The organism is Flavobacterium sp. DG2-3, assembly GCF_030730925.1.
Classification (GTDB): domain Bacteria; phylum Bacteroidota; class Bacteroidia; order Flavobacteriales; family Flavobacteriaceae; genus Flavobacterium.
In genome coordinates this window covers 219,981-246,304 of the sequence record NZ_JAVAMB010000001.1, presented here as the reverse complement: position 1 = coordinate 246,304, position 26,324 = coordinate 219,981, and the positions used below count along the sequence as shown (strand labels likewise).

General features: G+C 34.2%; 23 protein-coding genes. 7 read left to right on the top strand and 16 right to left on the bottom strand.

Annotation, left to right across the window (positions count from 1 at the left end; all coding sequences use genetic code 11):
* Positions 1-94 precede the first annotated feature (94 nt).
* From Q9Q97_RS01105 to Q9Q97_RS01090, 4 genes are read left to right on the top strand one after another with little or no spacing between them, the layout of a single operon-like run.
* Positions 95-637 carry an RNA 2'-phosphotransferase gene (locus tag Q9Q97_RS01105; protein WP_306153583.1) on the top strand — a complete coding sequence of 181 codons (543 nt, stop codon included), beginning with the start codon at positions 95-97 and terminating at the stop codon, positions 635-637.
* A 2-nt stretch (positions 638-639) separates the two neighbouring features.
* The gene (locus tag Q9Q97_RS01100) at positions 640-1,371 is read left to right on the top strand and encodes a metallophosphoesterase family protein (protein WP_306153581.1); all 732 of its coding nucleotides are present in this window, start codon (positions 640-642) and stop codon (positions 1,369-1,371) included.
* Complete coding sequence (locus Q9Q97_RS01095) at positions 1,368-2,309, top strand: ADP-ribosylglycohydrolase family protein (protein WP_371878201.1); 942 nt, start codon at positions 1,368-1,370, stop codon at positions 2,307-2,309. Before Q9Q97_RS01100 ends, Q9Q97_RS01095 begins: the two co-directional genes overlap by 4 nt.
* A gap of 42 nt (positions 2,310-2,351) precedes the next feature.
* On the top strand, positions 2,352-3,821 hold the full coding sequence (locus Q9Q97_RS01090) for a nicotinate phosphoribosyltransferase (RefSeq protein ID WP_306153579.1): 1,470 nt from the start codon (positions 2,352-2,354) through the stop codon (positions 3,819-3,821).
* Positions 3,822-4,279: 458 nt separating this feature from the next.
* Here the strand turns inward: Q9Q97_RS01090 and nadD are convergent, their stop codons facing one another.
* From nadD to Q9Q97_RS01070, 4 genes are all read right to left on the bottom strand, one after another.
* Positions 4,280-4,861 (bottom strand): nicotinate (nicotinamide) nucleotide adenylyltransferase, encoded by a 582-nt coding sequence (nadD, locus tag Q9Q97_RS01085; protein ID WP_306153577.1) that lies wholly within the window; start codon positions 4,859-4,861, stop codon positions 4,280-4,282.
* A 109-nt stretch (positions 4,862-4,970) separates the two neighbouring features.
* Positions 4,971-5,543 (bottom strand): guanylate kinase, encoded by a 573-nt coding sequence (gmk, locus tag Q9Q97_RS01080; protein WP_125718070.1) that lies wholly within the window; start codon positions 5,541-5,543, stop codon positions 4,971-4,973.
* Between the two features lie 57 nt (positions 5,544-5,600).
* Entirely contained in the window at positions 5,601-6,461 is an 861-nt protein-coding gene (locus Q9Q97_RS01075) for a YicC/YloC family endoribonuclease (RefSeq protein WP_306153575.1), read from the bottom strand.
* 184 nt (positions 6,462-6,645) lie between these two features.
* Complete coding sequence (locus Q9Q97_RS01070; RefSeq protein ID WP_306153573.1) at positions 6,646-6,996, bottom strand: arsenate reductase family protein; 351 nt, start codon at positions 6,994-6,996, stop codon at positions 6,646-6,648.
* A 79-nt stretch (positions 6,997-7,075) separates the two neighbouring features.
* Here Q9Q97_RS01070 and Q9Q97_RS01065 point away from each other — a divergent pair, with 79 nt between their 5' ends.
* The gene (locus Q9Q97_RS01065) at positions 7,076-7,531 is read left to right on the top strand and encodes a DinB family protein (RefSeq protein ID WP_306153571.1); all 456 of its coding nucleotides are present in this window, start codon (positions 7,076-7,078) and stop codon (positions 7,529-7,531) included.
* Positions 7,532-7,562: 31 nt separating this feature from the next.
* On the opposite strand, the gene Q9Q97_RS01060 is transcribed toward Q9Q97_RS01065, so the two are convergent.
* From Q9Q97_RS01060 to uvrC, 12 genes are all read right to left on the bottom strand, one after another.
* The gene (locus tag Q9Q97_RS01060) at positions 7,563-8,051 is read right to left on the bottom strand and encodes a septal ring lytic transglycosylase RlpA family protein (protein WP_306153569.1); all 489 of its coding nucleotides are present in this window, start codon (positions 8,049-8,051) and stop codon (positions 7,563-7,565) included.
* Between the two features lie 90 nt (positions 8,052-8,141).
* Positions 8,142-8,564, bottom strand: a complete 423-nt coding sequence (locus tag Q9Q97_RS01055) for a hypothetical protein (protein ID WP_306153567.1) — start codon at positions 8,562-8,564, stop codon at positions 8,142-8,144.
* Positions 8,565-8,671: 107 nt separating this feature from the next.
* A complete protein-coding gene (locus Q9Q97_RS01050) occupies positions 8,672-11,416 on the bottom strand; it encodes a TonB-dependent receptor domain-containing protein (protein ID WP_306153565.1) in 2,745 nt (914 codons plus the stop codon).
* A 324-nt stretch (positions 11,417-11,740) separates the two neighbouring features.
* The gene (pgi, locus tag Q9Q97_RS01045; protein ID WP_306153563.1) at positions 11,741-13,384 is read right to left on the bottom strand and encodes a glucose-6-phosphate isomerase; all 1,644 of its coding nucleotides are present in this window, start codon (positions 13,382-13,384) and stop codon (positions 11,741-11,743) included.
* Between the two features lie 308 nt (positions 13,385-13,692).
* Positions 13,693-14,313 (bottom strand): hypothetical protein, encoded by a 621-nt coding sequence (locus tag Q9Q97_RS01040; protein ID WP_306153561.1) that lies wholly within the window; start codon positions 14,311-14,313, stop codon positions 13,693-13,695.
* Positions 14,314-14,340: 27 nt separating this feature from the next.
* Positions 14,341-15,561, bottom strand: a complete 1,221-nt coding sequence (locus Q9Q97_RS01035; RefSeq protein WP_306153559.1) for a peptidoglycan DD-metalloendopeptidase family protein — start codon at positions 15,559-15,561, stop codon at positions 14,341-14,343.
* Positions 15,562-15,585: 24 nt separating this feature from the next.
* Positions 15,586-16,527, bottom strand: a complete 942-nt coding sequence (locus Q9Q97_RS01030) for a tryptophan 2,3-dioxygenase family protein (protein ID WP_306153557.1) — start codon at positions 16,525-16,527, stop codon at positions 15,586-15,588.
* Positions 16,527-17,297 carry a DUF3108 domain-containing protein gene (locus tag Q9Q97_RS01025; protein WP_306153555.1) on the bottom strand — a complete coding sequence of 257 codons (771 nt, stop codon included), beginning with the start codon at positions 17,295-17,297 and terminating at the stop codon, positions 16,527-16,529. Before Q9Q97_RS01025 ends, Q9Q97_RS01030 begins: the two co-directional genes overlap by 1 nt.
* A 298-nt stretch (positions 17,298-17,595) precedes the next feature.
* On the bottom strand, positions 17,596-18,756 hold the full coding sequence (hppD, locus tag Q9Q97_RS01020; RefSeq protein ID WP_306153552.1) for a 4-hydroxyphenylpyruvate dioxygenase: 1,161 nt from the start codon (positions 18,754-18,756) through the stop codon (positions 17,596-17,598).
* Between the two features lie 219 nt (positions 18,757-18,975).
* Positions 18,976-20,133, bottom strand: coding sequence for a homogentisate 1,2-dioxygenase (locus Q9Q97_RS01015; protein ID WP_306153550.1), 1,158 nt, complete (start codon positions 20,131-20,133; stop codon positions 18,976-18,978).
* Positions 20,134-20,444: 311 nt separating this feature from the next.
* A complete protein-coding gene (locus Q9Q97_RS01010; protein WP_306153548.1) occupies positions 20,445-22,802 on the bottom strand; it encodes a patatin-like phospholipase family protein in 2,358 nt (785 codons plus the stop codon).
* A gap of 7 nt (positions 22,803-22,809) precedes the next feature.
* Positions 22,810-24,603, bottom strand: a complete 1,794-nt coding sequence (gene uvrC, locus Q9Q97_RS01005) for an excinuclease ABC subunit UvrC (protein ID WP_306153546.1) — start codon at positions 24,601-24,603, stop codon at positions 22,810-22,812.
* A 136-nt stretch (positions 24,604-24,739) separates the two neighbouring features.
* Between uvrC and Q9Q97_RS01000 the strand changes: the two genes are divergently transcribed.
* On the top strand, positions 24,740-25,717 hold the full coding sequence (locus tag Q9Q97_RS01000; protein ID WP_306153544.1) for a succinylglutamate desuccinylase/aspartoacylase family protein: 978 nt from the start codon (positions 24,740-24,742) through the stop codon (positions 25,715-25,717).
* On the top strand, positions 25,704-26,276 hold the full coding sequence (locus tag Q9Q97_RS00995) for a 5-formyltetrahydrofolate cyclo-ligase (protein WP_306153542.1): 573 nt from the start codon (positions 25,704-25,706) through the stop codon (positions 26,274-26,276). The genes Q9Q97_RS01000 and Q9Q97_RS00995 overlap by 14 nt, the downstream gene beginning before the upstream one ends.
* The last annotated feature ends 48 nt before the right edge of the window (positions 26,277-26,324 follow it).

Here is a 26,324-nt window from a genome sequence, read left to right as displayed (position 1 = left end):
ATTGCAACACACTAAAAAAAGAAATAAAAATTAAACGAATTATAGAATCCCAAAGATGTTCCATTGGAACATTTGATTGGTAAGAAGAGAAAAAATGAATGAAAAAATAGCAAAAAGCGTCAGCAAGTTTTTGAGTCTGGTGCTGCGACATTCGCCTGAAACTATCGGATTAAAATTAGACGAAAATGGATGGGCAGATGTCGATGAATTAATTGTAAAATGTAATAAAAAAGGAAACCAACTTGATGTAGATCTTTTGAATTACGTTGTAGAAAATAATGACAAAAAGCGTTTCGCTTTTAACGAAGATAAAACCAAAATCCGTGCAAGTCAGGGGCATTCGATTTCTGTCGAATTAAATTTAGCAGAAGCAGAACCTTTAGAATATCTATATCACGGAACGGTAGGCAAATTCATGGAAAACATTCGAAAAGAAGGTTTGAAAAAAATGAGCCGTCAGCACGTGCATTTGAGCAAAGACAAAGAAACGGCAACAAAAGTAGGAAGCCGAAGAGGAGTGCCACAAATCTTAACCATAAGAAGTGGAGCTATGCATAAAGATGGATTTATATTTTATTTATCCGAGAATAATGTCTGGCTTACAGATGAGGTTCCTGCGAAATATATTGAATTTTAAAAATGAAAAAAACACTTGTTTTTGGAGATATCCACGGAGGTTTAAAAGCCTTGATTCAGTTATTGGAAAGAATTGATTTATCTGAAAATAACCGATTAATTTTCCTTGGCGATTATGTAGACGGCTGGAGCGAATCGGCACAGGTTATTGATTTTTTAATTGAATTATGCCAAAAACAAGAATGCATTTTTATAAGAGGAAATCACGATGTTTGGTGTCACGAATGGCTGATGAACGATGTTTTAAACGAAATTTGGTTTATGCACGGAGGCGAATCAACCATAAAAAGTTATCAGAATATGGATCTTTCGCGAAAGCAGAAACATCTTGATTTCTTTGTAAATATGAAAGATTACTTCGTCGATGAAAAGAACAATTTGTTCATCCATGCTGGTTTTTCATCTATGCATGGACCAGAAAAAGAACATTATCAAAGCAACTTTTCTTGGGATAGAACACTTTGGGAAATGGCTTTAACAATGGATAAAAGAATCAAGAAGGATTCGGTTTTATATCCAAAAAGATTATTGCTTTTTAATGAAATTTATATTGGTCATACGCCAACGCTTCATTACAATATAGAAATCCCAATGCAGGGTTGCAATGTTTGGAATGTTGATACGGGGGCTGGTTTTTATGGAAAACTTACTTGTGTGGATATTGAATCAAAAGTTTTTTGGCAAAGTGATGTTGTGCAGACATTTTATCCGAACGAAAAAGGAAGAAATAAATGATAAAAAATAAAATACAATCAGGTTTACTTGGAGTTGCAATTGGCGACGCTTTAGGAGTTCCGGTTGAGTTTAAATCTAGAGCTTATTTAAAAGAAAACCCAGTTACTGAAATGTTTGGTTTTGGAACGCATCATCAGCCTTTAGGAACTTGGAGTGATGACAGTTCACTTGCTTTTTGTTTAGCCGAAAGTTTAAGTAAAGGTTTTGATTTAAATGACATCGCTAAAAACTTTGTGAGATGGTATAATGCAGATTTATGGACACCGCATGGAAAAGTTTTTGATATCGGAATAGCCACAACGCATGCCATTCTTAATATTTCGAAAGGCCATCAGCCCGATTTATGCGGTGGTTTTTCTGAACAAGACAACGGAAATGGTTCGTTAATGCGTATTTTGCCTTTGGTTTTTTATCTTCAAAACGAAAAAGATGTTGAAGTAATTTACCAAAAAGTCAAAGCGGTTTCTTCGATAACTCACGCACATTTTAGATCAGTATTTGCTTGTTTTATTTACGTGATTTATTGCTTGGAAATTCTAAAAGAAAAAGATAAGTTCGATGCTTATAAAGGCATGCAGAATGTTCTTTCGAATTTTTTAGAAAATAAAAGTTTTAATCCTCAAGAAATTCAGTTATTTGATAAAGTTTTAAAAACTGATATTTCGAAATATGACGAAAGTGAAATACAATCTTCGGGTTATGTTTTGCATAGTTTAGAAGCCAGTATTTGGTGTTTTTTAAATTCAGATTCTTACGAAGAAACAGTTTTAAAAGCCGTAAACTTAGGAGAAGATACAGATACGACAGGAGCAATTGCTGGAGGTTTGGCAGGAGTTTATTATGGAATCGATGGAATTCCGAAAAAATGGATAGAAAATTTAGTCAGAGTTGACGATATAAAAGATTTGGCAGAACGATTGGCGAAAAAATTAATGTAGAAAACAGAGTTATACGAACATTTAAAATAATACCACAAATATATGAACCCATTATTATTAACCGACGGTTACAAAGTTGACCACAGAAGACAATATCCAGACGGAACTACAATTGTATATTCTAACTGGACGCCAAGAAAATCAAGAATTGAAACAGTTGATGAAGTCGTTTTCTTCGGATTGCAGTATTTTATCAAAAAATATATTATTCATGATTTCGAAGAATATTTTTTCAAAAAGCCAAAAGAAGAAGTGGTTAAGAAATATGCTCGCAGAATCAATAATTATTTGGGTGAAAACCAAGTAGGAACCAAGCATATAGAAGATTTACACGACTTAGGATATATTCCGATGGTATTTAAAGCATTGCCAGAAGGAGCGAGCGTTCCATTGAGAGTGCCAATGTTTACGATGTACAATACAATTTCAGAATTTTTCTGGCTGACGAATTATTTCGAAACTTTACTTTCTGCGGTAGTTTGGTTGCCTTGTAATTCTGCTACAATTGCAAAAGAGTATAGAAAAGTATTAGACAAATATGCAGCAGAAACTTCATCTGTACCAGAATTTGTAGATTGGCAGGCGCACGATTTCTCTATGAGAGGAATGGGCGGAATCGAAGCAGCTTTGACTTCTGCAGCAGGACATTTATTAAGTTTTACAGGATCAGATACGATTCCAGTAATTGATTTCTTAGAAGAATATTACAATGCCAATTCAGACCTAGAATTGGTTGCAGGATCAGTTGCGGCTACAGAACATTCTGTAATGTGTATGGGAACAACAGAAGGCGAGTACGAAACTTTCAAAAGATTAATTACAGAAGTTTATCCAAAAGGAATTGTTTCTATAGTTTCTGATACTTGGGATTTATGGAAAGTTTTAACGGATTATCTTCCAAGGTTAAAAAATGAAATTGTTTCTAGGGAAGGAAAAGTAGTAATTCGTCCTGATAGCGGTGACCCAGTAGATATCATCTGCGGAAATCCAAACGGAAAAACTGAACAAGAGAAAAAAGGTGTTATCGAATTGCTTTGGGATGTTTTTGGCGGAACCACAAACGATAAAGGATTTAAAGAATTGGTTCCGCAAATTGGAGCAATTTATGGAGACAGTATTACCGTGGCAAGAGCAACTCAAATCTGCGAAAGATTAAAAGAAAAAGGATTTGCTTCTACAAATGTGGTTTTAGGAATCGGTTCTTTTACATACCAATACAATACTAGAGATACTTTTGGTTTTGCCATGAAAGCAACTTACGGAGAAGTGAACGGAGAGGGAAGAGCTATCTTCAAAGATCCAATTACAGACGACGGAACTAAAAAATCGGCTAAAGGATTAATGAAAATTGATTTAATCGATGGCAAGTATCATCTAACGGATAATGTTTCGTGGGAAGAAGAAAAACAAGGAGAATTAAAGGAGGTTTTCAGAGATGGAAAACTTCTCGTTAATCAAACGCTGAGTGAGATTAGAACAAGAGTAAAAAGCGACGTGAGTATCGAAGCTTAATTATAAACGAAAGCCTGAATTTTTGGATTCAGGCTTTTTTATTTAATTTAAAAAAGAGCCATCGGCTCGAAACATATTGTAGGGCCGGATTTTAATCCGGTCAAAATAATGAGATAAGTTTTTTTGTGAGAGCCATAGGCTCGAATTATGTTGAAGAATATACGTCGTTCCTGTGGAACTCTAGATGGCGGTACTTCTAAATCGACGGATTAAAATCCGTCGCTACAATATAAATCGTTTCTCCGAAACTTTTCTCGATAAAATTTATTGCTATATGTAATTTTTGATAAAGATTGATTCAAAAATCAATTGCCTCCAGCTTTAGCTGGAGGTGAATAAATGTATGGGCAAAAATGGCTTTAGCCAAAATTGCGAGTTTTTGGCTAAAGCCATGTATTGTTGAAAATAAAAACCTCCAGCTAAAGCTGGAGGCAATTGAAATCAAAAAAATGTTGTTTCTATTTTTTATAAAAATTATTATGATCAATATATTCCCAAACCTTCGGCGGTAATAATGGCTGAATATTTTTTCCTTCTTTTATATTATTTCGAATAAAAGTCGAAGAAATCTCTACAATTGGCGCATCGATGACATGAATTTTTGGATGCGATTTTAATTCCACATTTTCAGGTTCGTCAGAAATTCTAGGATACACATAAATATCATGGTTTTCGAGAATCACCTCATAGTTTCTCCATTTATGAAGCGTTTTTAAATTGTCTTCACCCATAATCAAAGAAAACTCGTGATTTGGATATTTTTCTTGTAAATGCGCGAGCGTGATTACCGTATAACTCGGCTGAGGCAATTTAAATTCGATATCAGACGGTTTTATCTTCGGATAATCTTCTGTTGCCAGAAAAACCATTTGCAAGCGCTGTTGGTCGTCTAATAAAGTCGATTTCTTTTTTAACGGATTATGTGGCGTAACCACCATCCAAATCTGATCTAAATCGGCATATTCTGCCATATGATTGGCAATAATCAAATGCCCGACATGAATTGGGTTATATGTGCCGAAATAAAGACCTATTTTCATTTTTTGTTGTTTCGCAAAGAGTCGCTAAGATAACACAAAGATTCGCAAAGTTTTATTTCAACTTGGCGAATCTTTGCGTTTTTTCTTTGTGAATCTCTGTGGAATAAAATTACTTGCTTATGAAATCTTTTACCAGTTGATGCGCTTCTTCAAGAGCAACTTCTAAATCATAATTTTTGATAATAACATCGAACTGAGGTGCCGTTGCCAATTCTACAGAAGCTTTTGCAATTCGCATATTGATTTTATCTTCACTTTCTGTAGAACGCTGTTTTAATCGGCGTTTTAATTCGTCAACACTTGGAGGTTTCACGAAAACCGCTAAAGTTTCTTCTGGAAATTTATGTTTGATACGAAGACCGCCAACCACGTCAATATCAAAAATTACATTTTTTCCTAAAGCCCAGATTCTTTCAATTTCCGATTTTAAAGTTCCGTAGAAATTATCTCGGTACACTTCTTCCCATTCTAAGAAATCTTCTGCTTTAATGTGTTTTTTAAATTCTTCTAACGAGATAAAATAATAATCTTTTCCGTGCACTTCTTCACCGCGTGGTGCGCGCGAAGCAGCCGAAATCGAAAATTCAAGATTTAAATCTTCTTGTCCTAATAAGTGTTTTACGATAGTTGTTTTTCCTGATCCTGATGGTGCAGAAAAAACAATTAGTTTTCCTTTGTTCATTGTGTATGCTTTAGGCTTTAAGCAATAGGCTGAAAGCTTTAATTTTTTGTAGTAGTATTACAAGACGTTCAGAACCTGCTCCTTAATTTTCTCCAATTCATCCTTCATCATCACGACCAATTTCTGCATTTGGGCATGATTCGATTTAGAACCCATAGTATTGATTTCGCGACCCATTTCTTGAGTGATAAAACCCAGTTTTCGACCGTTAGCTTCAGAACCGTTTAAAGTTTCTAAAAAGTAATCCAAATGGTTTCCTAAACGAACTTTCTCTTCTGTGATATCTAATTTCTCTAAATAATAGATTAATTCTTGTTCAAAACGATTTTCGTCAACGTTCACTTGTAATTCTGAAATTGCAGTTTGCAAACGATCTTTAATAGCCTGTACGCGTTCTGGATCAAGCGCCAAAGTATCATTCATGTATTGACGAATATTTGAAATTCTGAAATTGAATTCTTTTTCAAGTGAACCGCCTTCATCTTTTCTGAAGGTTAAGATGTTTTGAAGCGCCTCGTCAATAATAACCTGAATTTGTTCCCAGTCATTTTCGTCGATTTCTTCACGTTCTGTTTTCAATGTGTCTGGCATACGAACAGCCATTTTCATTAATTCAGTTTCGTCTGCATCAGGATTAACCTCTTTTAGTTGTGCAATATAATTTTTTACAACAGGCACATTTACTTTAGTTGAAGTTTGCTCGGCAGTGCTTTCCACGTAGATTGCAAAATCGATTTTTCCTCTTTCTAGTTTGGTCGAAATAAGAGTTCGTAATCCAAGTTCCATTTCACGGTAAAGCGATGGCATTCTTACATTCAAATCTAAACCTTTACTGTTTAGGGATTTTACTTCAACGGTAATTTTTTTTGTAGGCAATTGCAAAGAAGCTTTGCCAAACCCTGTCATAGATTGTATCATATAATTGAGTATAAAGGCGCAAAGATACTAAAAAACTTTACAGCCTAATATTTTAAAAAGGTTTTGGGCGTTCCCTACGGTCGGGCTATCCGCTCCCAATCTTTTTTAGGGCAGAAAAAGCCCTAAAAAAGGATTTCCGCTTCTATCCCTAACGCATCAGAATTCAAGAAAACGTTCTGTGGAATTATTTTGCTAAAACCTTAATAACTTCAGCAACATTTTTCTGACTGTTACCTATGTAAATTTTGCCATCAATAATAAAAACAGGACGGCTTAAGAAAGTATAATGTTCTAAAATGTATTTTTTAAAATCGGCTTCTGTAAGCGATTTGTTTTTCAAGTCCATTGATTTGTACAATTGCGCTTTCTTACTGAATAACGCTTCGTAACTTCCTGCAAGTTTGTACATTTCTTCTAGCTGTTCTTCTGTAATTGGGTCTTGGCGAATGTCTTGAAAAACCAAATCGTTTTCTGGTAGACTTTTAATAATTTTTCTGCAGGTATCGCAAGAGGCTAAATAATATATTTTGTTCATTGTTTTATGAATTTGTTAGAATGCAAAGAAAATCCATTTGAAACTTAAAAATGACTAATTTTAGAAAAAAAATAAAATTATGAGTTCAGTTTTTGATGTACAAAAAACAATTAGAGAAATTCTTTTAAAAATTTTAGATGGTCATTCGTTAGAACAATTAAACAAGATTCCAGATGGTTTTAGCAACAATATTATTTGGAATATTGGTCATTGTATTTCTTCTCAGCAAGTTTTGGTTTATAAATTATCAGGTCTTCCGACAGTAGTTTCTGAGGATTTTATTGCCAAATATAAAAAAGGAACCAAGCCAGAAGGCGACGTTTCTCAAGCTGAGGTAGACGAGATTAGAACATTGCTTTCGGCAACATTAGAAAAAACGAAAAATGATTTTGAAAGTGGTCTTTTTGTAGATTACCATGAATATACTACAAGTGTAGGTTTCACGCTTCGCCATGTTCAAGGTGCTTTAGATTTTAATAATTATCATGAAGGACTTCATACGGGAATAGCAATGGCCATTAGAAAATTGGTTTAAACAAAAAGTCCCGCTTCAAGCGGGACTTTTTTTATTCTATTATAGTTTCAATTGTGACTTTCATAGCTCCAGCACCTTTGTGTTTGGTGATGTCCATAAAAGCTCTTTTAGACAAATCGATTTCGCGGGTTTTTACAAAAGGACCGCGGTCTGTAATTTTTACGATAACAAATTTGCCATTGGCTTCATTGGTTACCTTTACTCTTGTTCCAAAAGGAAGTTTTTTGTGAGCTGCTGTATAAGCGTTGTTGTTAAATCTGCTTCCGTTAGCGGTTCTTTTTCCATTAAAGCGATCTGCATAGTAGGAGGCATGAGCGTTTTTTTTGTATGGTCTAAGTTTTAAACCTTTATCTGTAAAAACCGAATCTGGCAATGGAATGATAGTTGGTTTTAGATTTTTAACAGTATCTTGAATGATTTTAGGTTCTGTTGTAGGTTTGGTTTGGCTTATGACATAAGTAAAGCCGCTAATTAAAGTTAAAGCGATTGTGGCGAATAAAATATTTTTTTTATTTCTCATGGGTTATTTCTTTTCAGACTTGGGGGGAGTTTGTACAAATAATATGCCGAGATAAAAAAAGCCCTGTAGGAGGGCTTTTAAATGGTTTTTTTAGAACCAAAGATTCCAAGGAATTCTGCTTAAAATAAGCAATAATCCTAATCCGTAAAAAATAGCAAAGGTTTTAAATTTAGCTTCACTATTGATTAATTTTTTATGTTTAGACCATCCAATAGTAATTAAAATGATGGCAATAATATTAATTAGAGGGTGCTCCAATGATGTTAATCTTAATTCTGCATTAGACATTTGTCCAAATGCTGCTTTTCCAAGAGGAGAAACAAAATATAAGATTAAACCAATCAATAATTGGGTGTGAGTTCCAATTAAAGCAAATAAAGCGATTTTACGATCTTTACCTGTAAACTCTTTTTTTGATGTTACTCCGATGATAGCGTTAACAACTGCAACAACTAAAAGAAGCAATGCTAAATACGCCCAGCCAGAGTGAAATTTTTGTAGAAAATTATACATAAAGGGTGTTTTTTGTTTAAAAACAAATATAACAAAAAAGGCTATAAAAAAACGGCATTAAACTTAAAAGTCAATGCCGTTTTTATTATTTATTTAGATTCTAAATTTTAGAAATCGTAACGTAATGCGAAGTTCCATGTTCTACCAAAACCAAAGAATACTTGGTTGTTTGTAGCAATTCCTTTGTACGTTGGCTGAGTTGGAACATCTGCAGCAAAAATATTTGTTTTTGCTTCAGCGATGTAAGTGTAATCAAAAACGTTGTTTACGTTTAATCTGAAACCTACAGAGTTGTTTTTAGTTTTACCAACTAACCATTTGTAAGATAAACCAGCGTCAGCAGTACCATAAGATGGTAATTGTAAAGCACCTCTGTTATCTTCTTTAGTAAAGTTTCCTGCAGAAATCTGAGCATACAATTTATCAATATAGTTGTAATTTGCATCAACAGTAAAACGAGGCAAGATTTCGTAAGTTGCTCCTAAAGCAGCAGTTGTTTGAGCAGCATCTCCAACTCTTACACCGTCAAGGAATAATGTTGAACCAGTTCCAATAGGATTGTTGGCTGAATCGTAACGGTTACTTGTACTTGTTCCTTCATATTGCCAATCTCCAAGAGATAACATTGCAGTAAGAGTAAGTTTGTCAAGTACTTTTGCAGTACCATCAATCTCGATACCTGAGTGAATTTCTGTGATTCCAGCGAAATCAAAGTAACCACCTGGGTTGTCTGCAGCATTATCAGTTTGTCTTTGGTATCTGTCTTTCCAAGAAGTTCTGTATAAGTTTACGTTTGCAGTATATTTACTTGAACGGAAACCGTATCCAGCTTCAACAGCAAAGATTTTTTCGTTTGTTAAGTTACCAGCTACAATAGAACTGTTGTTTGGATAAACTGCATTAAAGAATGGCTGTTTTGAGTAGTATCCAGAGTTAACAAAAACGTTATGGTGCTCGTTGATGTTGTAGTTTACACCACCTTTTACGTTACCACCTAAGATGTTTTCGTAATCTGTACTAGCTAACTCGCTTCCAGCTGGATATTTAAAATAATCCACTCTTTTGAATCCTTGTTGAGAAAGTGCACCTTGAACGAATGCAGTGAATTTATCTGAAGTATACTCTAATTGAGTAAAACCACCATACCATCTTACGTCACCATCATTGTTGAAGTTGATTTTTTCTTCTTTGTCAGTATCTTTAAATACATTCCAAGAAGCGTATGTAGAATATGTACCGTATAAAACTCTATTTGGGTTATTTACGTCAAGGTTATCAATATATGAGTCTGCACCCAATCTATTGTTTACGTTTTGGTAGTGAAGACCTTTGTATCCTCTTACGTCAACTCCAAGATCCCATGTTAAGTTGTCTGTGAATTTTTTGTTGAAGTTAACAATCGCACCATACCAGTTGTGAGAGTTAACAGATGAAATCTGAGAGATACCAGATGTAGAGGTTGTTAAACTTCCCGTAGAAGAACTGTTTTGGAATTCTCCACTTGTACCGTTAGTTGTACGAGTGTAATTAGTGCCATTGATGCTTACTGTTTGTCCTGAGTTGTAAGCAACAATTTTATCATAATCAACTAAGCCGTTTGCAGTTCTGAATGCGTTATTAGCATAGTTAAAGCCTCTAATACCACCTGCTCCTCTAGATCCTCCTCCACGTCCGAAAGAAGCGTAAGCTACAGCAGATAATTTAGATGTTTCATTAATTTGGAAATCATAGTTTAATGAAGTTACAGGTTTGTGGTAGTAGTTTCTTACCATGTTGAAAGCCTGTCCATCTTTGTAACCCCAATCAGAGTTGTATTTGATGTTTGGGTCAGATACAGTACCATATTGTTGATACTGTGCTATAGTGATAAATGTAGATCTCTGATCGTGCCATTGTGGAGCACCAGTAACTGTAAATTGGAAATCGTGTTTGTTATCTTTTGTAGCATAACCAAGAGCGATGTAGTAGTTGTCTCCGTTAAATTTAGTTCCATCTACGTACCCATCACCTTGAGTGTGGCTGTATAAAACAGAAGCAGAGAATCCGCTATCTAATTTTCCTGTGTTGTAAGCAACATTAGATTTGAAGAAGTTGTCGTTACCAAAAGAAGTACCAACTGTACCACCTTGTTTCAAATCTGAAGCTTTAGTTACGTAGTTCATAGTACCCCCAACAGAAGCAATTGCTAATTTTGAAGATCCTAAACCTCTTTGAACTTGAATGAAAGAAGTTACATCAGATAAACCAGCCCAGTTACTCCAGTAAACAGCTCCGTTTTCCATGTCGTTCACAGGCATACCGTTAACCATTACCGCAACGTTGTTTTGGCTAAATCCACGAATAGTAATTCTTGAATCTCCAAATCCACCACCAGATTTAGTTACATAAACAGATGGAGTGCTTTTTAACATTTCAGGAAGTTCTTGGTTTCCTAATTTTGCCTGAATTTCAGCAGCTTTAATTGTAGAAACAGCAACCGGAGTTTTTCTGTCCTTTGCAATATCTACTGTGCTACTTTTTACTACGATCTCGCTCAATTCGTTTGAGTTAGAAACCAAAGTGATAGTTCCTAAGTTTGTAGTTGCGCCATTTGACACATTAAATTTCACAGTTTGGTTGTCATAACCTAAGAAAGAGATAACAATCTCTCCTGTGCTTGATGGTGAAGTAAGAGTAAATTTACCATCAAAATCTGTTGAAGTTGCTGTAGTAGATCCTTTGATCACCACATTTGCTCCTGGTAATCCACCTGTTCCGTCGGTAATTTTACCAGTAACTTTTCCTTGAGAAAATACGGTTGAAACTATCATAAAGAATAGTCCGGTCAGTAACCAATTTTTCATTTTCTTCATTTTGTTATTGAGTTTATTGTTTTTGGCAAAATTATAACAAATAAATCAGTTAATGTTATCGAAATGTTAAGAAAAGTACGTTTTGTTTTTTCTGTTGTATATTAAAATGATTTTTTCTTTTTTTCTTAAATATTATATTGAATTTTTTAATTTACAGAGGTGTTTTTTGTTAAAAACGCAATAATTCTATTTGTTTTGTAAGTGAAAAGGTCTAGATAAATGCTTTTTTTGTGCTTTTTGTCGGTTTTTTATGTAAAAAACGCCTTAATTTAATGAAAATTAAGGCGTTTTATAGTGTTACGGAATTCTTAAATTTCGGGTTTCTTATTTATTCTTCAAGAAGTGGTTTAGTAAAAATGAAGTCGAACTGTCGTGGTTTTTAACAGTCTTAGAATTGATTTCATCTAAGATAGAATTGGCCAATTGCTTACCTAATTCAACTCCCCATTGGTCAAAACTGAAAATGTTCCAAATAACTCCCTGAACAAAAATCTTGTGTTCGTATAAGGCAATTAAAGATCCTAAACTTTTTGGAGTCAATTTTTGAATCAAAATGGTATTGGTTGGTTTGTTTCCTGTGAAAACTTTAAATGGTTTTAAGTAAGACGCTTTGTCTGCTGCAAGACCTTGTTTGTCAAATTCTGCTTGAACCTGCTCAGCAGTTTTTCCATTCATTAAAGCTTCAGTTTGTGCAAAAAAGTTTGACATCAATTTATCATGATGATCTTCGTTTCCGTATAAAGGCTTAACAAATCCAACAAAATCTGTTGGAATTAATTTAGTCCCTTGGTGAATTAACTGAAAGAAAGCATGTTGTGAGTTTGTTCCTGGTTCTCCCCAGATAATTGTTCCAGTTTGATAGTTAACAGGTTTTCCGTCACGTCCAACACTTTTTCCATTACTTTCCATAAATGCTTGCTGTAAATAAGGAGCAAGTTTGTGTAGATATTGAGTATACGGAATCAAAGCTTCGCTTTCTGCGCCATAAAAATTATTGTACCAAATACTTAATAAAGCTAAAATAACGGGAATGTTTTCGTCAAATTCTGCCGATTTGAAGTGCTCGTCCATTTCGTGCGCACCGCTTAATAAATCATTATAATTGTCAAAACCAACTGCCAAAGCAATGCTTAAACCAACAGCGCTCCAAAGAGAAAATCTTCCTCCAACCCAGTCCCACATTGGGAAAACATTCGCTGGATTAATTCCGAATTCGGTTACTTTCTGAATGTTTGTAGAAACGGCAACAAAATGTTTTGCAATATCTTCCTGAGAAGCCGATTTTAAAAACCATTCTTTAATAGTTTCAGAATTCGAAAGTGTTTCCTGAGTAGTAAAGGTTTTAGAAACAATTACAAAAAGAGTTGTTTCTGGATTTAATTTTTTGATGATTTCGTTTACATGATCGCCATCAACGTTTGAAACGAAATGTGTATTTAAATGATTTTTGTAAAATTGTAAAGCTTCAACAGCCATAACAGGACCAAGGTCAGAACCTCCAATTCCAATATTTACGATGTCAGTAAAAGCTTTTCCTGTGAATCCTTTTCTTTCTCCTGAAATAACTTCTTGAGTAAAACTTTTAATTTTATTTTTTACTTCGTAAACTTCTGGAATTACATTTTCTCCATCAACTTTAATAACAGCCGATTCTGGAGCACGCAATGCAGTATGCAAAACAGCACGGTTTTCTGTCTGATTGATTAATGCACCGCCAAAATATTGTGCGATTGCATCTTTAAGTCCGATTGAATTTGCTAATTCTAATAAAAGAGAAACAGTTTCCTGACTGATATTATTTTTAGAATAATCTACTAAAAAGTCATTCCATTGCAAATTGAATTTTTCGGCACGTGCACTATCTTGTTGAAACAATTCTTGTATTGTGGTTTCGTGAATTGCGTTATAGTGGTTTTGTAGATTTTTCCACGCTTCAGTCCCAGTTGGGTTTGTTGTGTTTAAAGCCATTTTTATCTATAATTGAGTTTGTTCTTTGAAACACAAAAATACTGAAATAACTTTTAAAAGGGTAGCGGTTTGCGATTATATAACAATTAGTTACGAAAACGTTTTATGGATTGAAAAACCATATAACGTGTGTTTGTATTTAATTGCAAAAATCCCGGAGGGATTATATGTTTATAGAAAATTGTTGATTAAATGTAGTACGACCCCGAAGGGGTCGAATAAATAACACGTAAAATATTTGGTTCTATAAATATTTGACTTCTCCGAAGTCATTTTTTTTTAAATGAATGTTTTTTTATAACCGAAATCTACCAAAACTTCCACCAAGGCTTTTTGTTGATATGAATAATTTTCTTTTCAGTGTCGACTTCGATTCTTTTTAATTCTTCAATTTTAATTTTAGAATCATCAAAAAACAATTCGCCATTTTCGGTCATTCCGAGTGGAGATTTTGTTCTTTCTCTCCATTCTTCAGTTTGTAATTCTGGAATTAAGTTAGCATCGATTTTTTCGCGAAAGCGTTTTTGAGCTTTTTCAATAATTTCTTCTTCTAGATTTGAAGTTGAATTTTTGAAAAGTGAAATTGAATTGTCTGGAATATTTAAAAGGAAAACCTGTGTTTTATCTCCAATTTTCTGAATATCTAAAACTTTAAAATAGGTAATTGAATCTAAAAGAAAATGACCAATTTTTGCAGAATCAGGATTGAATTTTGATAAATCTTTTGGATGAGCACTTGCAATCAAATATCTGAGATTTCCTGAAAGCCCTCCGCCAATAGAAGTCATGTCGGTAAAACCTTTTTCTTGAATAATTTGTCCGATTTTATATTTCGAAATTAAATTTTCTGGAAGAATGGTGTCTCTGTAAAATAATTTTAAACCAGAAAAAGTTTCATTGTAAATGGTTTTAAGGCGTTCTTTTTTCATGATTCAAAAATATTTCAAAATGGATTCTTACAAATTGCCAATACTGTCCAATTCTCTTTTCAAAGGTTCGATCTGATTCATGAAACGAGTTCTGTCATTTCCAGTAAGCGATTCTCCTGTTGGAAGATTCAGTCTGAGCGCATCTACTTGAACTCCATTTTTCCAGAAGCGGTAACAAACGTGCGGACCAGAAGCTAAACCTGTACTTCCCACTAATCCAATTGTCTGTCCTTGTGTAACGCGCTGTCCGCGGCGAACCAAAATTTTAGACATGTGCAAGTATTGCGTAGAGTAGGTTCCGTTGTGTTTTACTTTTACAAAGTTTCCGTTTCCTGCTGTATATCCTGTTGCTTCTACAACTCCAGAGGCAGTAGTCGAAATTGGTGTCCCAGTTGGAGCTGCATAATCGGTTCCTTTGTGGGCTTTCCAAGTATGCTGTACCGGATGGTATCTGTTCATGGTGAATCTAGAAGTGATTCGGCTGAATTTAATCGGAGTTTTTAAGAAAAAGTTTTTAAGTGTTTTTCCTTGATCGTCATAATATTCAATTTTTCCAGAAGTAGTGTCTCTTTCAAAAGGAAAAGCATAGATGATTTTTCCTTTATACTCAAAAAATGCAGCTTCAAGATCTTCAACGCCATCGTAAGTTTTTCCGTTAATGAAGCGTTCTGTAAAAATTAACCCGTAACGATCTCCTTTTTTAAGTTTAAAGAAGTCAATCGACCAAGAAAATACTTTTGTAATTCTGCTGGCCAATGCTGTTTCGACACTTTCGTTTCCTAAAGTTTCAGATAAAGAACTTTTTAAAACTCCACCAATCATTTTTCTTTTGAAAGTGACAGGTTTAATTTTTTTATAAGCTTTTGCAATGCTATCTCTTAAGTCAATAACATAATAGCTAAGTGCGTCTGGCTGATAAATAAAAACTTGAAGATTGTTGGTTTTATTTTTAGAACGAAGTAAGGTAAAAGGTTTGCCGTAACGAATACTTCTCACATTGAAAGAATCTTTTACCTGCTCGACAATATCGTGTACTTTTTTGTCTCCGATATTTTGACTTTGTAGGATCGAGCCAAAAGAATCTCCTTTTGAAATAGTATCATTAACAATATTAAAATCTGCGTAATTAAAACCGAATTCTATTTTTTTGGTTGCTGGTTTAGTAATTTTTGCTTCTACTTTTTCTTCTGCTTTTTTACATGAAAAAATAGAAAACAAGACAATTAAAATTACGACTGCTTTTTTCAAACTTTTTGGATTTTTGTGGAGAGATTATTCTTCGTTTTCATTTCCCCAATTGGACAATTCTTCTTCGGTCCACAATTTAGGAAAAAAGATGCGTCTTTGGTATTTTGGATGCATATATTTTTGCCAGTCACTTCCGCCCGTTGCTTCACCGTTACCTTTTCCGCTTTCCAAAATATATTTTCTAGCCGTATTAAGGTGCTGCATTACCCAAGTAATATTTACAGTTTTATCGTAATGACGCATAGCATCGATCAATTCTGCATTTTGCTGATCTTCAATAGGTAATTGCGTGAATTTCTGCCAGATATTTTTTGTTTTAAAGTCTGACATCTGTCTTAAAAACTGAACTTTATATTTTTTCTCAAACTCATTGAGCAAATATGATTTTTCGCCAGTGTGATAATCTTTTCCGGCAGCTTGCCAATATAAATGTTCGAATGAAGTTTCTAAATCGGTGTTTTCGTCGAAGTTTGCTTTGTATCTGCGGTCTGTTAAATTGATAACGTCAGTCGAAGCAAATTCGATCATGCGATATTGCGCGCTCTGAAAACCACTTGCAGGAGTAAGTGTATTTCTAAATTTCATGTATTGATCTACTTCCATTCCGTTTTCCATAATGCTGAACGAATTGGTAAGCATGTCAAAATATCTTGTAATCCTTGATAATCTTTCGCTGAAAAAATCAACCTGAATATTTTCTGTATCGGCAATCTGATCAATTTCCCACAAAATCATTTTAAATATTAATTCATTTACCTGATGGTACATAATAAAAACCATTTCGTCAGGAAGTGTGGTGCGCTGAGTCTGTAGGCTTAAAAGAGCATCAGTCTGAATGTAGTCCCAATAGGTAATAGGTTTAGACCAAAGCAATCCTTCTAATTGAACATCAGTTTTTTGATTTATGGCTTGAAATTTTAGGTCAATTTCTTTTAAAATCGCTTCAGAATTATCTGTAGGGTTCATTATTTTTTTACTTTAAGTGGACTTTGTAATCCTTTATATTCGTCGAGATCAGCTTTAAGAGAACCTACGGCTAAATCTGCTTTTATTCTAATAGGAACTTTGTTTACATCATCTGTTATCCAGAGGGTTAAGCTCTCTTTTTCTTTAAATACTCTGCCTTTCTGTACCAATGGTTTGAAGACCATCGTAGAAACGGTTCCAAATTTAGTCGTAATATCTTGACGGCCTACATATTTTAACTTAAATTTTGTGATTTCATCATCAAAAAACATGTCGACTGTAATGGCTTCACCAGATTTCAGTTTGTCGATGTTTGGATGGTTTCTTAAAAAATAAAAAGCAGAAACAATATCTTGTACCTCTTCTGTTACAATAATCGTTTTTTCTGATTTGCGTTTATAGTCTTTTACTAAAACTCTATTTTCATTTTGATTGAAAAAACCTTCTTGATTTTTAGTGTAACCGCCTTCGTCAATTTTTCTAACATAACGATATGGTTTACCCGTTTCTTTGTCAAAATAGCTCTCGTATAGATCTTCTACTTTAAAGAAAAATTTGGACATTCCGGTTGTGTAACCTTTTCCAACAGAGTGAAATACCTTTTTGTTGTTTATTGTCGCATCTTTAATTTCAAGAGTGGCGTAACCGGCATTTACAATTCCATAATGTATTCTAAATTTGAAATATTCTCCAGTATCGAAAGCAGTTTCCTTTTGCGGCGCAAAGGCAAGTGTTGTTAGTGCTAATATAGTGAGGATGAGCTTTTTCATAGTACATTCTTTACGTTTTATTATAAAGATAGATAAATGCAAATTCTATTCCAAATGTATGAAAACAAAAAAACTCAGTCAAAGATGACTGAGTTTTTATGCTATTAACTAACCAAAAAACTATAAATTATGAAATTTATATCAATTCGGAAGGAAACCACCCCTTCCTGATTTGCGAGTGCAAAGATAGATAGAAAGTTCAAAAAACAAATAGCCAAAGTCAAGTTTAACATAACATTTGCAAAAAAAGCATCGTTTTTTAAAGAATTATGCTGTTTTGCATATGAAAATTAACATTTTACAGTGTTCCTCTCAATTCTTGCTCTCTTTCAATCGACTCAAAAAGGGCTTTAAAGTTACCTGCACCAAATCCTTTTGCACCCATTCTTTGGATAATTTCGAAGAAAAGTGTTGGTCTGTCTTGAACGGGCTTTGTAAAAATCTGTAATAAATATCCATCTTCGTCAGCGTCTACCATGATAGCAAGCTTCTCAATTTCGTTCAAATCTTCTTTCATCATATCCATATGAACACCCAATCTTTCTGGAATTGCTTCATAATAAGTATGAGGAGGAGCAGATAAAAATTCAACACCACGTGCTCTAAGTTGTGATACGGTTTTAATAATATCATCTGTTGCAATAGCAATGTGCTGAATTCCAGGTCCACCGTAGAAATCTAAATATTCTTCGATCTGAGATTTTTTCTTTCCTTCTGCCGGTTCATTGATTGGAAATTTAATTCTTCCGTTTCCGTTTGACATTACTTTACTCATCAAAGCTGAATATTCGGTAGTAATTTGTTTATCATCAAAAGATAGGAAGTTTACAAATCCCATAACTTCTTCGTAGAATTTTACCCAAGTGTTCATTTCGTTCCATCCCACATTTCCAACCATGTGGTCAATGTATTTTAATCCAGTTGGTTCTGGGTTAAAATCAGATTTCCATTCTCTATAACCAGGCAAGAAAACGCCATTGTAATTTTTTCTTTCTACAAAAATGTGAACCGTTTCGCCGTAAGTGTAAATTCCAGAACGAACCACTTGACCAAATTCGTCTTCTTCTATAGTTGGTTCCATAAAAGAACGCGCGCCACGTTTCATCGTTTCTTCGTAAGATTTTGTAGCGTCTTCAACCCAAAGTGCTGCTACTTTTACTCCGTCACCATGTTTTTTCAAATGTTCATTTATTGGAGAATCTGCTTTTAAAGGCGTTGTCAGAACAATTCTAATTTTGTCTTGTTTTAAAACATAAGATGCTCTATCTCTAACTCCAGTTTCCAATCCGGCGTAAGCCAAAGACTGATATCCAAATGCAGATTTATAATAATGTGCAGCTTGTTTAGCATTTCCCACATAAAATTCTACATAATCTGTTCCTAATAAGGGAAGGAAATCTTGTGCTCCTTCAAATATTTTCTCTAATCCGTATTCTACTGATTTTACTTCTTTTGACATAATGTTTATTTTTTAAATCGATTTTTTGATGAATCGAAAGTGTTGTTTTTTTGATTGTGTTTTTTTACCGCAAAGAGCGCAAAGTTTTGTTTGAGCTAGATTTTGTAAAATCGAAAAAGAACGCAAAGCTTTGCGGACTTAGTTTGATAAAACTTAACTAGAAAATCTTTGTGAACTTTGCGAAAATCCTTTGCGGACTTTGCGGTTAAATTCGGCTAGCTACTCCGTCCAGGATTTGTAATATTTCCCATCATCAAGACCCATTGCTTCTTCAGTAACCATAAGCGGTCTGAAAGTGTCAACCATAACGGCTAATTCCTGAGTTTCTTTATGACCAATACTACGTTCCATTGCGCCTGGCGCTGGTCCGTGCGGAATTCCTTTTGGGTGTAAAGTAATATGGCCTTGCTCAATATTATTGCGGCTCATAAAATCGCCATCTACATAATATAGTACTTCGTCAGAATCTATATTGCTGTGATTGTATGGCGCTGGAATCGCTTTTGGGTGATAATCGTAAAGTCTTGGGCAGAATGAGCAAACTACAAAAGCAGCTGTTTCAAAAGTTTGGTGTACCGGAGGCGGTTGGTGAACACGTCCCGTTATAGGTTCAAAGTTATGAATTGAAAATCCGTAAGGGAAATTGTAGCCGTCCCAGCCTACAACGTCAAACGGATGTGTGGCATAAACCACTTCATGGATCATTCCTTCTTTTTTGATTTTAATTAAAAAATCACCTTTTTCGTCATGTGTTTCCAATTCGTTTGGCAGAATAAAATCGCGTTCGCAAAATGGCGAATGTTCTAAATGCTGACCCGACTGGTTTTTATAACGTTTTGGAGTATAAAAAGGAGAGTACGATTCTACATAAAAAAGCCTGTTATCTTCCGTCTCAAAGTCTATTTGATAAATAATACCGCGCGGAATAATTAGGTAATCGCCATATTCAAAAGGAATGTTTCCTAACATGGTTCTTAATTTTCCTTTTCCTTTATGAATGAAAAGCATTTCATCGGCATCGGCATTTTTGTAGAAATAATTTCGAAGCGATTCTTTAGGCGCAGCCAAACCAATAATACAGTCTTTGTTAACCAACATTGCTTTGCGGCTGTCTAAAAAGTCATTTTCAGGTTTTAATTCAAAACCTTTAAAAAGAAGTGATTTTATGTTTTTTTCGATTGCTATTTTAGGTTCAACCGAATAAGAGTTCAAAATTTCTTTAACCTGTGTTGGTCTGTGTACATGATAAGACAATGACGAATGACCATGAAAACCCTCTGTTCCGAACAATTGTTCATAGTAAAAACCTCCGTTTGGTTTTTCAAATTGGGTGTGTCGCTTTTGCGGAAAGTCTCCGAGTTTATGATATAATGGCATGGCTTTTTCAATTAGATAATTTATAAATTAGATAATTAGAAAATGTAAATTGTGAACAGATAATCAGCTCATTTTCTAAGTTGGCTAATTATTCAATTCATAGTATTACTCAGGATTTCTCTTGATGAGGAATTGAAGATACTCTAATAAACCTGTCCATTTTGTTTTCATTATAACAAATGTCGTAATTTTTTCGAAGTAAAAATAAAAATTATATTATTTATAACTAAAAAATGTTCTGATTTTTTTGATTTAATTTTTACTAAGCAAAAAAATAGCTTGATTTTGTTGAAGTATTCTCTGTCATACTACTAAAATAAGAATCCGATGCTAAACCATGTAAAGCTTTTTGACATTTCTGGAGACCAAGATTGTTTTACTTCTATCGGGCCAATAATAGTTTCTAAACCGTAACCAACTGCATAACCCGTATATTTTGGCATAGAAACCCAGTCAACGGTAGAAAAAATGTCGTTTCCGAGATTGGCAAAATTCGCAGATAAATTAATATGGTTTTTTCTAAGAATTTCGTAATCCAGTGTAATTCCAGTTTTGATATAGCTGTTACCCGCAATACTTAAAAAGTCATAACCGTAAAAATAATTGAAGTTGTTGATTTTGTTATAACCGTAGCCACCTAAAATAAAGTCGAAAAACGGAACACTAGTATTTCCAAAAGTAAAACCTGCATCGGCATCAATCTTAAAAGTGGCTTTTCTAAATAAAGTATTGACAAAAGAAACTTCAGCTTTTGCAATCGAAAATGGTTTAAAAGTATTGGTGTAATCTGAAGATGCCATATAAGTCTGCAGATCGGTAGAAAAATACAATCCAGAACTTGGGTAATATTTTTCGTCAAGCGAATCGTATTTTAAATAAGCAAAGGCGCTAAAATAACTGCTTTTGTCAATTATATTATCCTGATTGGAAAGTGTCGGCGAATTGATTTTTAGGTATTTGTATTCTAAACCTCCGCCCATTAAAAACTTCTGGACAAAAATAGTCTGAAAATAAGCTTGATTGTTGACGTCCATAAAATCAACATTAATAAGGTTGACATTTGGAGTTTCATTTAGAATGTTGCTCAAACTTGTCGTTACATTTCGATTAAACTGGCTTAGTCTAGAACGAAAACCAAAGCTGATATTAAAACCATTTTCGACATAATAATTAAAATCATATCTGAAATTATCTCCTAAAATAATATCTAGAGAAGTAACATCATTTTTTAAAAAGGTCTTTTTATGCGTAAGATTTAACAAAATACCACTTTTATAAAGTCCGTCATAGTGAAGTCCAAGTTTTAAATACGTCTGCGTTGGATTTTCTTTTAAAACCAAATCAAGATCGTCCTTTTCGCCATTTGGCTGAAGACAATACGAAATGGTGCTAAAGTTTTGTGTTGCATTTAAGTTGTTTATTCCGGCTTTTAGCCCATCATAAGTTATGGTACTTCCCGGTTTGAAACGAAGTTTACCGCGAATATATTCTTTCGTATAATTTTCTAATTTGTCTGTATTTATGTTTTGAATTTGAATGGTATCTGATGCAATTTTTAACTTTGGTTTTTTATAAAAGTTATTTTCATCGGTCAAAGATTTTATTTTTTCATAAACAGCAAAAGCGGCTTCTTCTCCTTTTCTAATGATTTCTTCTCCTCGGTCAAATGAAATAACACCAAAATCACGAATATCGGGTTTGATATAAATATCAGTTTCCTGTCTTTTGCCTTTCATTTTTTCAATCGACTGGAGATTGGTAATTTGGACCAAAATTCGGGTTGCGTTTTTTAAGCCTTTTCTATTTTGCAAATCATCTTGCACATCTACACCAATAATAATGTCTGCACCGAGATTTTTCACTTCTTGAATAGGGTAATTGTTGACTACACCACCATCGACCAAAAGTTTTCCGTCAATTTCAACGGGTGTAAATAAGGATGGAAAAGCAGCGCTCGCCATCATGGCCTGAACCAAATTGCCCTTATTGAGCAGTACTTCTTCGCCAGTTTCAATATTGGTTGCAATACATAAAAATGGAATTGGCAAGTTGTTGAAATCTCTAACGTGACGTACGTTTCGAGTCAAACTGCTTAAAAGATTGTAATTGTACATTCCTTTTGAAAGCGCTTCTGGAATTCCAATTCTGAAATTGCTGAAAGGCAGAGATATGGCATATAATTCGTCATTTTTTTTGCCGTAAAAGTTTTTTGACGAACGTGGAATATAATCGTTTATTAATTCGTCGAAATTGGTTTGTTTGAAAATGGAATCAATTTGCGAAGCATTGTAACCAGAAGCATAAAGTCCGCCAATTACAGACCCCATACTGGTTCCGCCGATATAATCAATTTTGATTCCGGCTTCTTCCAAAACTTTCAAAACTCCGATATGTGCAAAACCTTTGGCGCCGCCACCACTTAAAACTAATCCTATTTTGGGTCTTTTTACACTGTCTTTTTTAATTTCTTGAGCATTTATTTCCTGTGAAAGTAAAAATGTGCTGATGAAAAAGAGTGTTGACACGCCCCAGATGGAAATGGAAAACTGCGAGAGGCAAAAGGTTATTTTTTCCTGCCAAAAAAGAGCGACCCAAGAAGCTCCTTTTTTGGTATTGGAAAAAAAAGCTTTTGACCGAGTATTTGAAATGGACAGCTGGAATGGGCGCATACAAATTTTAATTGGTTTTGTAAAAGTCGACAATTTTTTTGGCTTTAGAAACCCCTATCACTGCTGAAATTTCCTTTTCTGTTGCTAATTTTAATCTTTTAACACTCTTGAAATGTTGAATTAACGTTGTCATGGTTTTTTCTCCGATTCCCGGAATGCTTTCGACAGAAGAATTAAGCGCGGCTTTACTTCTTTTATCACGGTGAAATGTGATTCCGAATCGGTGCGCTTCATTTCTTAACTGCTGAATGACTTTTAAAGTTTCTGATCTTTTATCTAAATAAAGCGGAATTGAATCGCCAGGATAGAAAAGTTCTTCGAGGCGTTTTGCGATACCGATAATAGTAACTTTTCCGCGAAGTCCAAGTTCGTCAATACTTTTTAAAGCTGCAGAAAGCTGCCCTTTTCCACCGTCAATAATTATTAATTGCGGTAAAGGCTCGTTTTCTTCTAATAATCTTTTATAACGTCGGCCAACAATTTCGGTCATCGAAGCAAAATCGTCTGGACCTTCAACAGTTTTTACGTTAAAATGGCGGTAATCTTTTTTGCTTGGTTTTCCGTCTTTAAAAACCACGCAAGCCGCAACAGGATTAGTTCCCTGAATGTTCGAGTTATCAAAACATTCTATATGTCGAGGCTCAACAGGAAGACGTAAATCTTTCTGCATCTGAGCCATAATTCGGTTTACGTGACGATCTGGATCTACAATTTGCAATTGTTTCAATTGTTCGATTCGGTAGAATTTGGCATTTCGAATGGATAAATCTAAAATCTGTTTTTTGTCACCAAGCTGCGGAACAGTGATTTTGATATTTTCGCCCAAATCCAATTCAAAAGGAACAATAATTTCTTTTGATAATAACTGGAAACGTTCACGAAGTTCTACAATAGCTAATTCTAATAATTCTTCATCGCTTTCGTCCAGTTTTTTCTTCATTTCTAAAGTATGCGAACGAATAATCGAACCATGAGAAATCTGCAAAAAGTTAACATAAGCGGCACTTTCGTCAGAAACAATTGAAAAGACATCAATATTAGTAATCTTCGGATTTATAATTGTCGATTTGGATTGGTAATTCTCCAGAATATCAATTTTTTCTTTAATTTTTTGCGCTTCTTCAAACTGAAGATTCTGCGCATAATTGGTCATTAACTTCTTGAAGTCTTTTAAACTTTCTTTGAAGTTTCCTTTCAGGATTTCGCGAATCGCATTGACCTGTCTTTGATATTCTTCCAAAGGTTCTAAACCTTCACAAGGACCCTTGCAATTGCCAATATGATATTCTAAACAAACTTTAAATTTTCCTGAATTAATATTCGATTCGCTCAAATCGTAAGTGCAAGTTCGAAGCGGATATAATTCTTTAATCAAATCCAAAATCGTGTACACCATTTTGAAATTGGTGTACGGGCCAAAATATTCTGAGCCATCTTTGACCATTCTTCTAGTTAGAAATATTCTAGAAAAAGGTTCTTTTTTAATGCAGATCCACGGATAACTTTTGTCATCACGCAGTAAAACATTATATCGCGGCTGAAGTGTTTTAATTAAATTGTTTTCTAATAAAAGCGCATCGGTTTCGGTTGGAACTACGATGTGTTTTATAGTCACGATTTTTTTTACCAAAACATTCGTTTTCGCAGTATCGTGAATTTTATTGAAATAGGATGAAACCCTTTTTTTTAAATTTTTGGCTTTGCCGACATACAAGATTTTCCCATCTTTATCGTAATATTGATAGACACCGGGATTATCAGGCAAAGTTAAAATTTGAAGATCTAAGGCTGGTTTTTGCATTCTATTTTGTTTCTGAAGATTGTTCGAAAAGCTTTTCAAAAATCATTCCGATTTCCAAAAGAAGCTTAACATTGAATTAGTTTCAAATTTACAAAATCAAAAGAATAATTTCTATATTTAGATTTTATAATTCTACATGAAAAATAGTACTCCATTGGTTATTTTTGGCGAATCGATTTTGCCGGGAGAACACCGAACGATAAACGTCGAAATTGCTCGGCTGCATACTACAACAAAGTTGAATATTCCTGTAATTGTGCGCCGTTCCAAACATGAAGGCCCAACCATTTTATTTTCAGCAGGAATTCATGGCGACGAAATTAATGGTGTTGAAGTTGTTCGTCAGATCATCAGTAAAAAAATAAACAGACCTGCTCGCGGTACAATAATCTGCATTCCGGTTATCAATATGTACGGATTTGTCAACAAATCTCGAGAGTTTCCAGACGGACGCGACTTAAATCGTGTTTTTCCGGGAAGCAAAAAAGGTTCTCTTGCCAGCCGATTTGCCTATCATATTGTCGAAGAAATTTTGCCCATTTTAGATTATGCAGTCGATTTTCATGCAGGTGGAGCAAGCCGTTTTAATGCACCGCAAATCAGAATCACAGAAAATAATCCTGAATTGAAAGTTCTGGCCGATATTTTTAATGCACCTTTTACACTTTATTCTAAAAATATAAGCGGTTCTTTTAGAAAGACTTCTGAGAGTGCCAATGTAAAAATGCTTCTTTTTGAAGGCGGAAAATCTTTAGATATCAATAATGAAATTGCAAATCAAGGTGTTTTAGGCACAAAACGTTTGCTTCACTATTTAGGGATGCTCGATTCTAAACAAATTATGGAACCAGCATTAACACCAACTATTTACATTAAACAATCGGTTTGGCTTCGAGCAAAATGTTCTGGTTTGCTGCATGATTTTAATCTAGTTGGGAAATTTGTAACCAAAGGAACTATCTTGGCCATAATTACAGATCCGTTTGGGAAATTTGAGCAAAAAGTTAAAGCGCCTCATGATGGATATGTAATTAATGCCAATCATTCGCCAATTGTTTACGAAGGCGATGCTATTTATCATTTATCTAAAACACCCGATAATGTCGACGAGTAAAAAAGAACTTCGAATTGAATATAAAAATTTCCGTAAAGCGCTTTCTTTTGATGAAATAGAAGAGAAGAGTCTGGCAATTGCGAATCAATTAATTCAAATGCTGATTTGGGATAAAATCTATTATCATGTTTTTCTTCCAATTGAAGAACAAAAAGAAATAAACACCGAATATATTCTGCATTTACTTTCTGGAAAAGACAAAGAAATCCTGATCTCAAAAAGTGATTTCGATACCAGAAAAATGACTCATTTTCTTTTAACAGATAATACGAAAATCAAAAAAAACGAATACAATATTCCTGAACCTGTTGACGGAATTGAAGTTCCTTCTTCTAAAGTGGAAGTGGTTTTTGTGCCGCTTTTGGCTTTTGATGTTTTCGGAAACCGTATTGGTTACGGAAAAGGTTTCTATGATAAATTCTTAGCCGAATGCAAACCAGAAACAATCAAAATCGGACTTTCTTTTTTTGAATCAGTAAGCCAAATTGATGATGTTTTTGAATCTGATATCAAATTAGATTTCTGTGTAACGCCAGAGAAAATTTACGATTTCCGTTGATGGTTTTTTTCGCCAGAGATTAAATGGATTGTAATGATTTTTCTTTTA

What these genes read in the sequence shown, in the direction of transcription:
- Q9Q97_RS01105 (WP_306153583.1), top strand. Translation starts at nt 95, where the DNA reads ATGAATGAAAAAATAGCAAAAAGCGTCAGCAAGTTTTTGAGTCTGGTG.
- Q9Q97_RS01100 (WP_306153581.1), top strand. Translation starts at nt 640, where the DNA reads ATGAAAAAAACACTTGTTTTTGGAGATATCCACGGAGGTTTAAAAGCC.
- Q9Q97_RS01095 (WP_371878201.1), top strand. Translation starts at nt 1,368, where the DNA reads ATGATAAAAAATAAAATACAATCAGGTTTACTTGGAGTTGCAATTGGC.
- Q9Q97_RS01090 (WP_306153579.1), top strand. Translation starts at nt 2,352, where the DNA reads ATGAACCCATTATTATTAACCGACGGTTACAAAGTTGACCACAGAAGA.
- nadD (WP_306153577.1), bottom strand. Translation starts at nt 4,861, where the DNA reads ATGAAAATAGGTCTTTATTTCGGCACATATAACCCAATTCATGTCGGG.
- gmk (WP_125718070.1), bottom strand. Translation starts at nt 5,543, where the DNA reads ATGAACAAAGGAAAACTAATTGTTTTTTCTGCACCATCAGGATCAGGA.
- Q9Q97_RS01075 (WP_306153575.1), bottom strand. Translation starts at nt 6,461, where the DNA reads ATGATACAATCTATGACAGGGTTTGGCAAAGCTTCTTTGCAATTGCCT.
- Q9Q97_RS01070 (WP_306153573.1), bottom strand. Translation starts at nt 6,996, where the DNA reads ATGAACAAAATATATTATTTAGCCTCTTGCGATACCTGCAGAAAAATT.
- Q9Q97_RS01065 (WP_306153571.1), top strand. Translation starts at nt 7,076, where the DNA reads ATGAGTTCAGTTTTTGATGTACAAAAAACAATTAGAGAAATTCTTTTA.
- Q9Q97_RS01060 (WP_306153569.1), bottom strand. Translation starts at nt 8,051, where the DNA reads ATGAGAAATAAAAAAAATATTTTATTCGCCACAATCGCTTTAACTTTA.
- Q9Q97_RS01055 (WP_306153567.1), bottom strand. Translation starts at nt 8,564, where the DNA reads ATGTATAATTTTCTACAAAAATTTCACTCTGGCTGGGCGTATTTAGCA.
- Q9Q97_RS01050 (WP_306153565.1), bottom strand. Translation starts at nt 11,416, where the DNA reads ATGAAGAAAATGAAAAATTGGTTACTGACCGGACTATTCTTTATGATA.
- pgi (WP_306153563.1), bottom strand. Translation starts at nt 13,384, where the DNA reads ATGGCTTTAAACACAACAAACCCAACTGGGACTGAAGCGTGGAAAAAT.
- Q9Q97_RS01040 (WP_306153561.1), bottom strand. Translation starts at nt 14,313, where the DNA reads ATGAAAAAAGAACGCCTTAAAACCATTTACAATGAAACTTTTTCTGGT.
- Q9Q97_RS01030 (WP_306153557.1), bottom strand. Translation starts at nt 16,527, where the DNA reads ATGAACCCTACAGATAATTCTGAAGCGATTTTAAAAGAAATTGACCTA.
- Q9Q97_RS01025 (WP_306153555.1), bottom strand. Translation starts at nt 17,297, where the DNA reads ATGAAAAAGCTCATCCTCACTATATTAGCACTAACAACACTTGCCTTT.
- hppD (WP_306153552.1), bottom strand. Translation starts at nt 18,756, where the DNA reads ATGTCAAAAGAAGTAAAATCAGTAGAATACGGATTAGAGAAAATATTT.
- Q9Q97_RS01015 (WP_306153550.1), bottom strand. Translation starts at nt 20,133, where the DNA reads ATGCCATTATATCATAAACTCGGAGACTTTCCGCAAAAGCGACACACC.
- Q9Q97_RS01010 (WP_306153548.1), bottom strand. Translation starts at nt 22,802, where the DNA reads ATGCGCCCATTCCAGCTGTCCATTTCAAATACTCGGTCAAAAGCTTTT.
- uvrC (WP_306153546.1), bottom strand. Translation starts at nt 24,603, where the DNA reads ATGCAAAAACCAGCCTTAGATCTTCAAATTTTAACTTTGCCTGATAAT.
- Q9Q97_RS01000 (WP_306153544.1), top strand. Translation starts at nt 24,740, where the DNA reads ATGAAAAATAGTACTCCATTGGTTATTTTTGGCGAATCGATTTTGCCG.
- Q9Q97_RS00995 (WP_306153542.1), top strand. Translation starts at nt 25,704, where the DNA reads ATGTCGACGAGTAAAAAAGAACTTCGAATTGAATATAAAAATTTCCGT.